The 12,539-nt window shown below is 70.7% G+C and carries 16 protein-coding genes; 9 read left to right on the forward strand and 7 right to left on the reverse strand.

The genetic code is table 11. From position 1 onward, the window contains the following. Window positions 1–151 precede the first annotated feature (151 nt). Window positions 152–1,207 (reverse strand): UDP-N-acetylmuramate dehydrogenase, encoded by a 1,056-nt coding sequence (locus OG494_RS34480; protein ID WP_328445889.1) that lies wholly within the window; start codon window positions 1,205–1,207, stop codon window positions 152–154. Window positions 1,208–1,231: 24 nt separating this feature from the next. On the opposite strand from OG494_RS34480, the gene OG494_RS34485 reads away from it, so the two are divergent. The 5 genes from OG494_RS34485 (at window position 1,232) to purU (ending at window position 4,760) form a co-directional block, all read left to right on the forward strand. After that, on the forward strand, window positions 1,232–1,732 hold the full coding sequence (locus OG494_RS34485; protein ID WP_328445891.1) for a DUF2505 domain-containing protein: 501 nt from the start codon (window positions 1,232–1,234) through the stop codon (window positions 1,730–1,732). Next, window positions 1,711–2,517 carry a class I SAM-dependent methyltransferase gene (locus tag OG494_RS34490; RefSeq protein WP_328445893.1) on the forward strand — a complete coding sequence of 269 codons (807 nt, stop codon included), beginning with the start codon at window positions 1,711–1,713 and terminating at the stop codon, window positions 2,515–2,517. The genes OG494_RS34485 and OG494_RS34490 overlap by 22 nt, the downstream gene beginning before the upstream one ends. A 69-nt stretch (window positions 2,518–2,586) precedes the next feature. Beyond that, the gene (locus tag OG494_RS34495) at window positions 2,587–3,294 is read left to right on the forward strand and encodes a DedA family protein (RefSeq protein WP_328445895.1); all 708 of its coding nucleotides are present in this window, start codon (window positions 2,587–2,589) and stop codon (window positions 3,292–3,294) included. After that, window positions 3,185–3,868 (forward strand): maleylpyruvate isomerase family mycothiol-dependent enzyme, encoded by a 684-nt coding sequence (locus tag OG494_RS34500; RefSeq protein WP_328445897.1) that lies wholly within the window; start codon window positions 3,185–3,187, stop codon window positions 3,866–3,868. The genes OG494_RS34495 and OG494_RS34500 overlap by 110 nt, the downstream gene beginning before the upstream one ends. Window positions 3,869–3,893: 25 nt before the next feature. Then, a complete protein-coding gene (gene purU / locus OG494_RS34505; protein ID WP_328445899.1) occupies window positions 3,894–4,760 on the forward strand; it encodes a formyltetrahydrofolate deformylase in 867 nt (288 codons plus the stop codon). Window positions 4,761–4,781: 21 nt separating this feature from the next. On the opposite strand, the gene OG494_RS34510 is transcribed toward purU, so the two are convergent. After that, window positions 4,782–5,831: an NAD(P)-dependent alcohol dehydrogenase gene (locus OG494_RS34510; protein ID WP_328445901.1), complete on the reverse strand. Its 1,050-nt coding sequence runs from the start codon at window positions 5,829–5,831 to the stop codon at window positions 4,782–4,784. A 100-nt stretch (window positions 5,832–5,931) separates the two neighbouring features. Between OG494_RS34510 and OG494_RS34515 the strand changes: the two genes are divergently transcribed. Genes OG494_RS34515 through OG494_RS34525 form a run of 3 tightly spaced genes read left to right on the forward strand, consistent with a single transcriptional unit; the run spans window position 5,932 to window position 7,807 of the window. After that, complete coding sequence (locus OG494_RS34515; protein WP_328445903.1) at window positions 5,932–6,534, forward strand: TetR/AcrR family transcriptional regulator; 603 nt, start codon at window positions 5,932–5,934, stop codon at window positions 6,532–6,534. Between the two features lie 9 nt (window positions 6,535–6,543). Further along, window positions 6,544–7,161 carry a pyridoxamine 5'-phosphate oxidase family protein gene (locus OG494_RS34520; RefSeq protein ID WP_328445905.1) on the forward strand — a complete coding sequence of 206 codons (618 nt, stop codon included), beginning with the start codon at window positions 6,544–6,546 and terminating at the stop codon, window positions 7,159–7,161. 4 nt (window positions 7,162–7,165) lie between these two features. Further along, window positions 7,166–7,807, forward strand: a complete 642-nt coding sequence (locus OG494_RS34525; RefSeq protein WP_328445907.1) for a haloacid dehalogenase type II — start codon at window positions 7,166–7,168, stop codon at window positions 7,805–7,807. 652 nt (window positions 7,808–8,459) lie between these two features. Here the strand turns inward: OG494_RS34525 and OG494_RS34530 are convergent. The 5 genes from OG494_RS34530 to OG494_RS34545 form a co-directional block, all read right to left on the reverse strand. Further along, window positions 8,460–9,476, reverse strand: a complete 1,017-nt coding sequence (locus tag OG494_RS34530) for an NADP-dependent oxidoreductase (protein WP_328445909.1) — start codon at window positions 9,474–9,476, stop codon at window positions 8,460–8,462. 127 nt (window positions 9,477–9,603) lie between these two features. After that, entirely contained in the window at window positions 9,604–10,038 is a 435-nt protein-coding gene (locus tag OG494_RS34535; RefSeq protein ID WP_328445911.1) for an SRPBCC family protein, read from the reverse strand. A 51-nt stretch (window positions 10,039–10,089) separates the two neighbouring features. Continuing rightward, entirely contained in the window at window positions 10,090–10,443 is a 354-nt protein-coding gene (locus OG494_RS34540) for a DoxX family protein (protein ID WP_328445913.1), read from the reverse strand. A gap of 346 nt (window positions 10,444–10,789) precedes the next feature. Continuing rightward, window positions 10,790–11,137, reverse strand: a complete 348-nt coding sequence (locus tag OG494_RS48475; RefSeq protein ID WP_442874321.1) for an NAD(P)H-binding protein — start codon at window positions 11,135–11,137, stop codon at window positions 10,790–10,792. Next, entirely contained in the window at window positions 11,089–11,952 is an 864-nt protein-coding gene (locus OG494_RS34545) for an SDR family oxidoreductase (RefSeq protein ID WP_328445915.1), read from the reverse strand. The genes OG494_RS48475 and OG494_RS34545 overlap by 49 nt, the downstream gene beginning before the upstream one ends. Before the next feature lie 65 nt (window positions 11,953–12,017). Between OG494_RS34545 and OG494_RS34550 the strand changes: the two genes are divergently transcribed. Then, the gene (locus OG494_RS34550; RefSeq protein WP_328445917.1) at window positions 12,018–12,515 is read left to right on the forward strand and encodes a MarR family transcriptional regulator; all 498 of its coding nucleotides are present in this window, start codon (window positions 12,018–12,020) and stop codon (window positions 12,513–12,515) included. The last annotated feature ends 24 nt before the right edge of the window (window positions 12,516–12,539 follow it).

Here is a 12,539-nt window from a genome sequence, read left to right on the forward strand (position 1 = left end):
CCGAGTTCCCCCACTGACCAGCAGGTTCCACGCCCTTAGCGCTGGTGACCCGCCTGACGTTACCCGCCGAAAGGTAAAGACCAGCCGATCAGGTGCACGTCACCGTTGTCGACAAAGACGTCCGATACACGTCCAGGTTGCCCGTTTCGGCTCAAATGACGCAGTTGATCAAGAGCGGTTCGGGGTGCAGGCGGACGCCGAAGCGCTCGTGGACGCCGTCGCGCACCTCGCGGGCCAGGGCGAGCAGATCCTCCGTCGTCGCCTCGCCGCGGTTGGTCAGCGCGAGCGTGTGCTTGGTCGACAGCGAGACGCGGCTCCCCGGCCCGGGGTACCCCTTGGCGAAGCCGGCGCGCTCGATCAGCCAGGCCGCGGACAGCTTGGTCCCGCCGTCGGCCGGGTACTGCGGGGCGGCACCCTCGACGCTCTCCGCGATGCGGGCCAGGACGGCCTCGGCGTCGGCCGCCGGGACGATCGGGTTGGTGAAGAACGAGCCTGCGCTCCACGTGTCGTGGTCGGCCGGGTCGAGCACCATGCCCTTGCCGCGACGCAGCCCCAGGACGGCTTCGCGCGCGTCGGCCGCCGGGACGCGCGAGCCGATCTCGACGCCGAGCGTGCGCGCGAGTTCGGCGTAGCGGACCGGCGCGGAAAGGCCGTCTTCGCGGACCTCGAAGCGGACCGAGAGCACGACCCCGGTGTCGGTTCCCTTGAGGATGCTGGTGCGGTAGGCGAAGCCGAGCTCGTCGGCCTTGAGCGTGCGCACTTCGCGCGTCACGCGGTCGTACAGCTCCAGCGAGACGATCGACTCGGCGACTTCGCAGCCGTACGCGCCGACGTTCTGGATCGGCGTCGCACCGACGCTGCCGGGGATGCCGGAGAGGCATTCGAGCCCGCCCAGCCCGGCCTCGACCAGCCCGGCGACGAAGGCGTCCCAGTTCTGGCCGGCCTCGACGTCGACGATCGCGCCGGCACGCCGCCAGCCGGTGTTCGCCACCTCGACGACCGTGCCCGCGAACCCCGCGTCGCCGACCACCAGGTTCGAGCCGCCGCCGAGCAGCAGCACCGGCTCGCCCGCCGCGTCGGCCTCGCGGACCGCGGCGACGAGATCTTCGCTGGTCGCGGCGCTGACGAACCGGCGGGCCGGACCGCCGAGGCGCAGCGTGGTGTACGCGGAGAGCTTCGGGAGTGCGGGAGTTCGGGCGGGGTTCACGCGCCTGACGGTACTGTCCGGCCCATGGGATCCCGGATCGAGCACCGTGCTGACTTCTCCGCCGACGTCGCGGCCGCGTACACCGCCGTGGCCGGTGAAGAAGCCCTGCGGGCGCGCCTCGAGGAGCTGGGCGGGCACGCCGCGGCCCTGCTGTCGTACGAGGTCTCCGAGAAGGGCCTGCGCTACCAGCTGCGGCAGGGCATCAGCGCCGACAAGCTGCCGCAGGCCGTCCGGACGCTGCACAAGGGCGACCTGATCGTGACGCGCACGCAGATCTGGCAGCCGTCCGGCGCCGAGTACCAGGGCAAGGCGGCGGTCGAGGTCGGCGGCGTCCCGGGTGAGATCACCGCGCGGACCGCGCTGCTGGCCGACGGCGCCAAGACGGTGCTGCGGACGAGCGGCGAGGTGGTCGTGCGGATCCCGCTGTTCGGCGCGAAGCTGGAGAGCGTGATCGCCGAACAAGTCACGAAGCTGCTGGACCGCGAAGCCGAATTCTCCGCGAAGTGGCTGGCCGACGCCGCCTGAGCCCGGTCGGCGCGCCGACCCGAGGAACGACCAACCCGAACCGCCTGCGCCGGGTCGACCGGTGGATCGCCACCGCGCCCCCGACGACCCGCTTGCTGCGCGCAGCCGGCTCACCCCTGGTCGTCGACCTCGGTTACGGCGCGTCCCCGGTGACCACTGTGGAGCTGGCCCGCTGGCTGCGCCGGGTCCGCCCCGACGTCCGCGTACTGGGCCTGGAACTGGACGCCGAGCGGGTCGCTTTCGCGCAGTCCGCGGCGGCACCACCGTGGCTTGCGTTCCAGCGCGGCGGGTTCGAGCTGGCCGGTTCGCGCCCGGTGCTGGTCCGGGCGTTCAACGTGCTGCGCCAGTACGCGGAGCACGAGGTCGCGGGCGCGTGGCAGCTGATGCTGGAGTCGATGCCCCCTGAAGGGCTCCTGGTCGAGGGCACGTGCGACGAGATCGGCCGCCTCTCGACGTGGGTGCTGGTGTCCCGCGACGGCCCGGTCTCGCTGACGCTGTCGGTCCGGCTCGCGGGGCTGGACCGGCCGTCGACGGTGGCCGAGCGGCTGCCGAAGGCGCTGATCCACCGCAACGTCCCGGGCGAGCGCGTCCACGACCTGCTGTCCACCCTGGACGCCTGCTGGGCGGCCGCGGCCCCGCACCAGGCGTTCGGCGCCCGGTCTCGCTGGCTGGAGACGGTGCGGCTGCTGGGTTCCCGCGGCTGGCCGGTGCTGGGGCCGCCGGGGCGCATCCGGCTCGGCGAGCTGACCGTGCCGTGGGCCGCCGTCGCCCCGGTCGCCCCCTAGAACTGCTTGTTCACCGGCCGCACCCCGCTGCGTCACCCGCGGGTGACCTGCGGTGATCACCATGAACGCGTGGAACTCCTGGGGCACGTCACCGAGCTGCTGCGCGGCGCGCTGGGCTCGCCGTGGCTGTGGGTGCTCGTCTTCGCGGTGTCCGGGTCGGACGCGCTGCTGCCGTTCATGCCGAGCGAGACGACCGTCGTGACCGTCGCCGTCCTGTTCGGGCCGGATCCCGCGCAGCTGGCGCTGCTCGCCGCGATCGCCGCCGGCGGGGCGTGGACGGGTGACTGCCTCGGGTACGCCATCGGGCGCTCGGCCGGGCCGCGGGCGATCGCGCGGCTGGAACGCGGGCCGAACGGACGGCGGCGGTACGAGTGGGCGCGGGACCAGGTGCGGCGCAACGGCGGTCTGCTGATCATCGCCGCCCGCTACCTGCCCGGCGGGCGCGTCGCGAGCGCGCTGGCGAACGGCAGCCTCGGTTACCCGGTGGCCCGGTTCGTGCTGGTGGACGCGGCCGGCGCGGCGATCTGGGCGGTCTACAGCGTGCTGATCGGGCTCGCCGGCGGCGTGGCCTTCGCCGACGAGCCGGCGAAGGGCCTGTTGCTGTCCTTCGGCCTCGGGCTTGCTCTGGTGCTCGCGATCGAAGCCGGGCGGCGGCTACGGTCGGCGCATGGAGTTCCTGGAGGCGATCGACGTCCACGCCGACGCGCTGAAGCGGGCGGCGCTGACCGCCGGGCCGTCGGCCCCGGTCCGGAACTGTCCGAAGTGGACTGTCCATGACCTGGTGCGGCACGTGGCGTGGGTGCACTGCTTCGCCGTCGCGACGGCACTGAACACCTCGGCCGAACCGGCCCCGCCCGACGACTGGGACGAGCTGCTCGGCTGGTGGGACGGCCAGCGCATGGCGATGCGCGAAGCCCTCTCCCAGCCACCGGCGACACCGGCGCGCTCGCCGTTCCCGGGCGTCGCGGTGAGCGTCGGCGACTGGACGCGGCGGATGGCGCACGAAGCCGCGATCCACCGCCTCGACGCGGAATCCGCGCTCGACCCGCGGCCGGCCACGAGGTACTCGCCGGAGTTCGCCGCCGACGGCGTCGACGAGTACCTGACGTTCCTCGTCCCACAACGCTCGCCGCGCTACGAAAAGGCCGGGACCGTCCACTTCACGACACCCGGCCGCACGTGGGCCCTGCGGCTGGCCCCCGGCGAACACGCGCGGCCGGTACCACCGGGCACCCCGGACGCCGAACTGCGCGGCGACGCCGACGACGTCTACCGCGCGCTGTGGGGGCGGGCGCACCACGCCGAGGTCAGCGGGGATCCGGCGCTGCTCGCACCGCTGGCGGCCCCGTGAACTCCGGCGGGGGACAATATCCGGCGTGACCGCTCCCGAACGCCGCTACGTCATCACCTTCGGCTGCCCCGACCGCACCGGCATCATCGCCCGGATCTCCGGGTTCCTCGCCGAACACGGCGGCTGGATCGTCGAAGCGGCCTACCACACCGACCCGGACACGAGCTGGTTCTTCACCCGCCAGGTCGTCCGCGCGGACTCGCTGCCGTTCGACGCGACCGGGCTGCGGGCCCGGTTCGCCGAGGTGGCCGCGGACCTGTCCGCGGAGTCGAGCTGGCAGGTCAGCGACACCGGTGAGCGCCGCCGCGCGGTCGTGCTGGTGTCGAAGGCCGGGCACTGCCTGTACGACCTGCTCGGCCGCGTCGCGTCCGGCGAGCTCGACGTCGACGTCTCGGCGGTGATCGGCAACCACGAGTCGCTCGCCGACATCACCCGCGCGCACGGCATCCCGTTCCACCACGTGCCGTTTCCGGCCGGCGGCAAGGCCGAGGCGTTCGAAGAGGTCCGCGAGCTGGTCGACGAGCACGACCCGCACGCGGTGGTGCTGGCCCGGTTCATGCAGATCCTGCCCGCCGGACTGTGCCGCGCGTGGGCCGGCCGGGCGATCAACATCCACCACAGCTTCCTGCCGTCGTTCATCGGCGCGAAGCCGTACCACCAGGCGCACACGCGCGGCGTGAAGCTCGTCGGCGCGACCTGCCACTACGTCACCGCGGACCTCGACGCGGGCCCGATCATCGACCAGGACGTGATCCGCGTGGACCACGGCGACTCGGTCGAGGACATGGTCCGCAAGGGCCGCGACATCGAGAAGGTCACCCTCGCCCGCGGCCTGCGCTGGCACCTGGAGAACCGGGTCCTGGTGCACGGCAACCGCACCGTGGTGTTCTGACGCGGTTGCCGTGCCCGTCCGTCACGCGCCGATGGTGGCCGCGTCGATGACGAACCGGTAGCGCACGTCGGAGTTCTCGACGCGCTCGTAGGCCTCGTTGACCTTGTCGGCCGAGATGACCTCGATCTCGGCACCGATGTGGTGCTCGGCGCAGAAGTCGAGCATCTCCTGGGTCTCGGCGATGCCGCCGATCATCGACCCGGCCAGCACCTTGTTGCCGCCCAGCAGCGAGAAGGCGTTGTAGTTCAGCGGCTCGCCGGGTGCGCCGACGTTCACCATCGCGCCGCCGACCTTCAGCAGGCCGAGGTAGGCGTCGATCGGCAGCTTCGCCGACACGGTGTTGAGGATGACGTCGAACTTGCCCTTGAGGACATCGAACGTCGACTCGTCGCTGGTCGCGTAGTAGTCGGTCGCGCCGAGCTTGAGGCCGTCCTCCTGCTTCTTGAGGCTCTGGCTCAGCACGGTCACCTCGGCGCCCATCGCGGCGGCGATCTTGACACCCATGTGCCCGAGCCCGCCGAGGCCGATCACGGCGACCTTCTTGCCGGGGCCGGCGCCCCAGTGGTGCAGCGGGGAGTAGGTGGTGATGCCGGCGCACAGCAGCGGCGCGGCGACGTCGAGGTCGATGCCTTCCGGGATGCCGCAGACGAAGGCGTCCTTCACGACGATCTGGTTGCTGTAGCCGCCGTAGGTGTTCTCGCCGTCGAAGCCGACGCCGTTGTACGTCTGGATGTTGCCCTTGACGCAGAACTGCTCGGTGCCGGCCCGGCAGTACTCGCACTCGCCGCAGGAGTCGACCATGCAGCCGACGCCCACGCGGTCGCCGACCTGGTACTTGGTGACGTCCGAACCGACCGCGGCGACCACACCGGCGATCTCGTGGCCCGGGACCATCGGGAAGATCGCCTGGCCCCAGTCTTCCTTCGCCTGGTGGATGTCGCTGTGGCAGATGCCGGCGAAGGCGATGTCGATCAGCACGTCGTTCGGACGCAGGTCACGGCGCTCGATCGTGGTCGGCGCGAGCGGCGCGCCCGGCGCCGGTGCGGCGATGGCGTGCGTGGTCGTGCTCATGAAACCCTCCAAAAGAAGTACCGTGTGAACGAGACCCGTTGTAAGTGGCCTCTTACATCGAACTACGTGAGAGGGCTCTTACATATTCCGATCGGAAGATGTGAGCCACGCCATGGGCGGCAAGTACCACCACGGTGACCTGCGAGGAGAGCTCGTGCGCGTCTCCCTGGACCTGATCGCCGAGCACGGCCTGGCCGGGTTCTCGGTGGCCCAGGTGGCCAAGCGCGCCCAGGTCAGTCCCGGCGCGCCCTACCGCCACTTCGCGACGCGGGAGAGCCTGCTGGCCGAGGTCGCGTGCCACGTCGCCTGCCAGCTCGCCGAGCGCGTCACGGACGCGGCCGCCGCCCACGACGACCCGGTGGACGCCCTGGCCGCGGCGGCCGGCGCCTACACGCGCTACCTGATCGAGCGGCGGGCCGGGATGAACGTCATCTACGCCGACGGCCTGCAGGGCCCGGACCACGCGGAACTGCACGAGCAGACCAGGCGGCTGACCGACCAGTTCCTGATGCTGTGCCTGACGGTCGCCCCGGACCCGGGCACGGCGCTGGAGCTGATGGAGCAGCTGTTCACCCAGGCCCACGGCTACGGCACGTTCCAGCTGGACGGCATCTTCGTGAAGCACGGGTATTCGGTGGACCAGGTCGTGGCGAAGTCCACGGAGGCCGCGCGGATCGCGATCACGGGCCGGACCGTCGGCTAGCTTGGCGTCATGGGGAGCATCATCGACAGCCACGAGGCCCTGCGGGAACTCATCGGCGAGTCCTCGCCGACGACGAAGCAGAAGGTCCTCGGCCACATCGACGACCACGCCCGGAACCTGATCGCGCATTCGCCGTTCGTGCTGCTGGCGACGTCGGCACCGGACGGCAGCTGCGACGTCTCACCCCGCGGCGACCCGGCGGGCTCGGTGCTGGTGCTCGACGACCGGACACTGGTCCTCGCGGACCGGCCCGGCAACAAGCTGGTCGACAGCTTCCGCAACATCCTCGACAACCCGCACGCGGGGTTGTTGTTCCTGGTCCCGGGCATGAACGAGACCCTGCGGGTCAACGGCCGCGCGACGCTGGTGTCCGACGCACCGTACTTCGACGACCTGGTCGTCAAGGGCAAACGCCCGCGCCTCGCGGTGGTCGTCGAGGTCGAAGAGCTGTTCATGCACTGCGCGAAGGCGTTCCTGCGGTCTTCGCTGTGGAAGCCGGAGACGTGGCCGGAGCGCTCGACGCTCCCGTCCCTGGGCACGATCCTGCGGGATCAGCTGTCCTTGACGGAGTCGGTGGACGAGCTGGACGCGAGACTCACCGAAGGCGCCCGGACCAAGCAATACTGAACCCATGCTGTGCGTCTTCGACGTCAACGAGACGCTGCTCGACCTCGCCGCGCTCGACGAGACCATCGGCAGCCCCGAACTACGGCGCGAGTGGTTCGGGCTGGCCATCCACACGGTGCTGACGGTGACGGCGTCAGGCGGCTACCGCGACTTCGCGGGCATCGCCGGCCAAGCAGCCGCGGAGATCGCCGCCCGCCACGGCCGCGAGCTGACACCCGGCCAGCTCACCGCGATCGGCGAGGGCCTGCGCTCCCTCCCGGCCCACCCGGACGTCGCGGAAGGCCTGACCAAGCTGCGCAAAGCAGGCCACGACGTCGTCGCCCTGACGAACTCCCCTCTAGCGACGGCCGAGACCCAGCTGCAGAACTCCGGCCTGGCCCCACTACTCGACCGGATCTTCTCGGCCGAGCAGGCAGGCCGCCTCAAACCGGCACCGGAGCCCTACCGGCAGGTCCTCGACGCGTACGCGCTACAGCCGCGCGACGCGGTGATGATCGCCGCCCACGACTGGGACATCGCGGGCGCCCAGGCAGCGGGCATGCAGACGGCATTGCTGACCCGCCCCGGCGTCCGCCCACTGCCCGGCTCCCCCGCGCCGACTTACACGGCGTCGACCCTGCCGGAGCTGGCTGACCTGCTGAGTTAGCCCCGTTCGGTTGGGCTGCCGGGGTGGTCCGCTGAGTCAGCTCCCCGTGGGCCAGCCCTTGGGGCAGTCCGCCGGGTTGGCCCGCTCGGTCAGCCCGCCGGGCTGGTCCGCGTAGTCAGCCCGCCGGGCTGGCTCGTCGGTCAGTTCGCCGGGCTGGCCCGTCGGTCAGTCCGGCGGACTGGCCCGCGTGGTCAGGCCGGCGGATTGGCCCGCGCGGTCGCCCTTGGTCAGACCGCCAGATTGGCCGACGTGACAAGCCCCCTGGTCAGGCCACCGGTTGGTCCGCTTGGTCAGTCCGCCGGACTGGCCCACTCAGTCAGCCCGCCGAACCAGCCCGCGTGGTTAGCCCGCCGGACTGGCCCACTCGGTCAGGCCGCCGGGTTGGCCCACTCAGTCAGCCCGCCGAACCAGCCCGCGTGGTTAGCCCGCCGGACTGGCCCACTCGGTCAGGCCGCCGAACCAGCCCGCGTGGTCGTCCCGTCCGCTTGGCCAGCCCGCCCGGTCGGCCCGCGCGGGTAGCCCGCGGACGTGTCCGCCGATTAGCCCGCGCGGTTCGCCAGCCGGATTGACCCGGCGGGTCAGCCGCTTCGTCGGTCCGCCGAGGTGGTCCGCCGGGTCGCCCGTGTGGTCAACTGCTGGCTGGGCCGCCGGGTCAGTCCGCGATCCGGACCAGCATCTTGCCGGTGTTGGCGCCGGACAGCAGGCCCAGGAACGCCTCCGGCGCGTTGCGGATGCCGTCGACGACCGTCTCCGAGTACTTGATCTGACCGGAGTTCACCAGCGGCGCGATCTCGCTGACGAACTGCTCCTGCAGCCCCCAGTGGTCGATCACCAGCAGGCCGCGGATGGTGATCCGCTTGGCGATGATCTGCGAGAGGTTGCGCGGCGCCGGCGTCGGCTCGGTGGCGTTGTACTGGGAGATCATCCCGCAGACGGCGATCCGTCCGTGCAGGGTGATCGCGTCGATCGCGGCCTCGAGGTGCTCGCCGCCGACGTTGTCGAAGTAGACGTCGATGCCCTCGGGCGCGGCCTTGTGCAACTGCTCCGCGACCGGGCCGTCCTTGTAGTTGAAGGCGGCGTCGAAACCGAGGTCGTCGATCAGGTGCCGGACCTTCTCCGGCGACCCGGCCGAGCCGATGACGCGCTTGGCGCCCTTCAGCTTCGCGAGCTGGCCGACCAGCGAGCCGACGGCACCGGCCGCACCGGACACGAACACCGTGTCCCCCGGCTTGAACTCGGCCGACTCCAGCAGCCCCGCGTACGCGGTCAGCCCCGGCATACCCAGCACCCCGAGGTAGGTCGACAGCGGCGCGGCGGACGCGTCCACCTTCACGAACCGCTTCGCGTCGAGCACGGCGTGGGTGCGCCAGCCGGCCTGATGCAGCACGTGATCACCCGGCTTGACGCCGTCGACGTTCGACTCGACGACCTCGCCGACCGCACCGCCGTGCATCACTTCGCCGACCGCGAACGGCGGCGCGTACGACTTCACATCGCGCATGCGCCCACGCATTGCCGGGTCGACGCTCATGATCAGGTTGCGCACCAGGATCTGGCCCTCGCCCGGGCTGGGGATCTCCGTGTCCACGATGGCGAAGTTTTCGTCCGTGGGGACACCGTGCGGGCGGGAAGCGAGCCGGATTTCGGTCGCCTGGGCGGGTGCGTTCACCGTCGAACTCCTCAAGTCGAGACGTCAACCGGGGCAGGCGCCCCGGATTTCTCCCGGTACAACCAGGTAAGCGGGGCGCACATTCCGATTGTGACGGGTCACACCCGGCCACGTCCCCTGCTCACCGTCACACGATTTCGGCGAGCTTGCCGAGGACGCCGTCGTAGATCTTCTTGAGCCCGCCGGGCGCGAACGTCTTCTCGAAAAACCCGCCGACGCCGCCGGCACCGTCCCAGCTGGTCTCGATCCGGACCAGGCTCTTCTCGCCGGCTTCGCTGACGGTCCAGGTGGTGACCATGCTGGAGTTCGCGTCGGTTTCGACCAGCATGCCGGACTTCGGCTCGCTGACCGTGGCCTTGACGTCGCGCACGCGCTTGGAGGTCGCCTGCAGCTTCCAGCCCGCCTTGGTCCCGGCACCGACGCCGCCCTCGGTCACCTCGTAGTCGCGGTAGTGCTCGGTGAGCAGCTTCGGGCGCGTTTCGGCGTAGTCCGCGACGAGCGCGCGCACCTTGTCGGCCGGGGCGTCGATCGTCCGCTCCGCGGTGGCCGTGACCTTTCCCATCTCACTCCTTCTCCGAGTTACCGGCTCCCAGATACCGGTTTCGCGTCGACCCTAGACCGCGAGCGCGACCCCCAAGGCGGCGGCGTTCACCGCGAGAAAGCCGTTCGCCAGGCCGAACTGGCCGGAGTAGTCACCCGCCCGGATGTGCGTGTAGACGGCGCAGACGAAGAACAGCACCAACCCGGCCGCGGCGGCCGCTCCGACAGGCGGCCACCGCACTCCGGCCAGCAGGCCGAGCGCACCCGCTGTCTTGAGCGTGCCGATGGGAAAGGTCAGCCACGACTCCGGCACCCCGGCGGCGGCCATGCCCGGCAGGATCCGTTTGAAGTGCACCAGGGCCGCGATCCCGGAGAAGCCGTTGAGCGCCACACCAACCAGCGAGACGACCAGGAAAGCAGTGGTCATAGAACTCCTTTCAGTACGCCACGGCGACGGAGTGCCGCACGGTTTCGGGCAAACCGAGCGCACGGAGCGCGAAATGTGCCGCATCCGCCCGCGCGATCCGGAAGCCACCGTGGACGCTCAGCTCGCAGGCGATCCGTAGTGCCCGACCGGCGGCTTGTCGTTCCGTTCAACAACGGCAGCCGCTCATCCGCAGCTCGTGTTCCATCAGGGCGACATCCTCGTAGTGCTTCCGCAACCGCAGGTTCGCCGGCGGCGAGAGCACTGTCCGCGTGAAGAACCCATTCCCGGGCCCGCTTCGGCGGGTCCAGGCGGCTCGGCGTCGGAATCGTCGAGACGCCAGCGACGCTCACGACGACCAGCCGCGGCACCCCGGCCGCCACCATCGCCTCCACGATGGCGCGAGTATCGCTTGACACGACGCCGTACTCGCCGGGTGTCGCCGACCCAGCGCGAAGATCACGGCGTCGCAACCGTCCACTGCGGACTTGAGCGCCAGCGGATCGGGTGCGGCCAGGTCCACACGGACGATCTGAATGGGCGCCGTGACGGCGTCGGGATTCCGCACCACCGCCGTGACTTCGTGCCCGGCTGACAGTGCTTGGTCGAGCACGTGTGCACCCGTCCGCCCGGACGCGGCGAAGAGCGTCAACTTCGTTGTCGCGCCCCGAACTCGGCCGCATGGTCGGCCGCCCACTCGGCGAAGGTGCGCGCCGGCCGGCCGAGGATCTTCTCGACCTCCGGTGCCGGGGGAAACTGCGGCCGCACGAGGTGCGCGGCGTAACGGGCCATCATCGCCGTGACGAACGGTTCCGGCAAACCGTTGGCCAGCATGCCTTTCGCCGCAACGGGAGCCGGGATCTCGTGGAATCGCAACGACCTTCCGAGCGCGACCCCGATCTGCCGGACCATTTCCTCGTGGGACAGCGATTCCGGGCCGGTGAGATCGATGCGGCGGCCGAGCAGGTCGTCGTCGAGGAGCGCCTTTCCCAGCACCTCGACGAGGTCACGCTCGTGGAGTGGCGACTCCTCGAAGGCGGCGTAGACGTAACGGACGTCGTCACCGGCGCGGATCTGGCCGCCCCACGCGGTGAGGGCGTTGAGCGCGAAGGAACTGGGTCGCAAGCTGACCCATTCCAGCCCGCTCGACGCGGCCGCGTCATCGACCTCCTTGTTGCGGTCGCCGCGGAACCGCGACGGCTGCGCGTCGGGCCGGTCGTCCACGTTGGCCGCGGCGAGCGCGACCACCCGGCGGACACCGAGTTCCCGGGCCAATGCGACGACGTCGTACGCTGCGTCACCCACCGCGCGTGAGTGCAGGAAGAGTGCGTCCGCACCGCGCAACGCCTTCTCCAGAGTCGCCGACCGTTGCGGGTCGCCTTCGACGACCTCGACGCCAGGCGGGAAGCCCGGACCGAGTGGCGAGCGTGTGATGGCGCGGACGCCGTGGTCCTCGAGTTCAGTGGCGAGCAGGCGGCCGACCAGCCCGGTCGCCCCGGTGAGCACGATCATGATGAAACCCCTTCCCCCGGGTTACGCTTGTGCCTGAAGTTCAGATCATACGAGGAGAATATCATATGAGTTCCGTACCTGATGATGACGTGGACGCCCCCCGCCGTCGTCGGCGGTCGACCGTTGCGGTGAAGGAGTCGCTGCGCGATCTGCGGAACCAGCTTTCGCTGCTGAATCACCAGGTCAGCGGCCACCTGTCGCTCAAGGACGTCGACCTCGACTGCCTCGAGCTGATCGCCCGCTTCGGCCCGCTCAGCCCGAGCAGCGTCGCCCGCAGCGCGGGCCTGCACCCGGCGACGATGACCGGCATCCTCGACCGGCTGCAGAAGGGCGGGTGGATCGTCCGGGAGCGCGACCCGGACGCGACCGACCGGCGCGCGATCGCCGTGCGCGCGGTCCGCGGCCGCAACGCCGAGCTCTTCCGCCTGTATTCGGGCATGAACGCCGCGCTGGACGAGATCTGCGACGAGTACAGCGAAGCCGAACTGGACCTGATCGCCGACTTCCTCCGCCGTGCGAGCTCGGCGGGCAGCGTCGCGACGGGTGATCTGGCCAACAGCTGACCTGGTCTTTTGTGTGATCTACTC

This window comes from Amycolatopsis sp. NBC_00438 (genome assembly GCF_036026695.1).
In the GTDB taxonomy this organism is placed as follows: Bacteria; Actinomycetota; Actinomycetes; order Mycobacteriales; family Pseudonocardiaceae; genus Amycolatopsis.

What these genes read in the sequence shown, in the direction of transcription:
- OG494_RS34485 (WP_328445891.1), top strand. Translation starts at nt 1,232, where the DNA reads ATGGGATCCCGGATCGAGCACCGTGCTGACTTCTCCGCCGACGTCGCG.
- OG494_RS34500 (WP_328445897.1), top strand. Translation starts at nt 3,185, where the DNA reads ATGGAGTTCCTGGAGGCGATCGACGTCCACGCCGACGCGCTGAAGCGG.
- OG494_RS34510 (WP_328445901.1), bottom strand. Translation starts at nt 5,831, where the DNA reads ATGAGCACGACCACGCACGCCATCGCCGCACCGGCGCCGGGCGCGCCG.
- OG494_RS34520 (WP_328445905.1), top strand. Translation starts at nt 6,544, where the DNA reads ATGGGGAGCATCATCGACAGCCACGAGGCCCTGCGGGAACTCATCGGC.
- OG494_RS34525 (WP_328445907.1), top strand. Translation starts at nt 7,166, where the DNA reads ATGCTGTGCGTCTTCGACGTCAACGAGACGCTGCTCGACCTCGCCGCG.
- OG494_RS34535 (WP_328445911.1), bottom strand. Translation starts at nt 10,038, where the DNA reads ATGGGAAAGGTCACGGCCACCGCGGAGCGGACGATCGACGCCCCGGCC.
- OG494_RS34540 (WP_328445913.1), bottom strand. Translation starts at nt 10,443, where the DNA reads ATGACCACTGCTTTCCTGGTCGTCTCGCTGGTTGGTGTGGCGCTCAAC.
- OG494_RS34545 (WP_328445915.1), bottom strand. Translation starts at nt 11,952, where the DNA reads ATGATCGTGCTCACCGGGGCGACCGGGCTGGTCGGCCGCCTGCTCGCC.
- OG494_RS34550 (WP_328445917.1), top strand. Translation starts at nt 12,018, where the DNA reads ATGAGTTCCGTACCTGATGATGACGTGGACGCCCCCCGCCGTCGTCGG.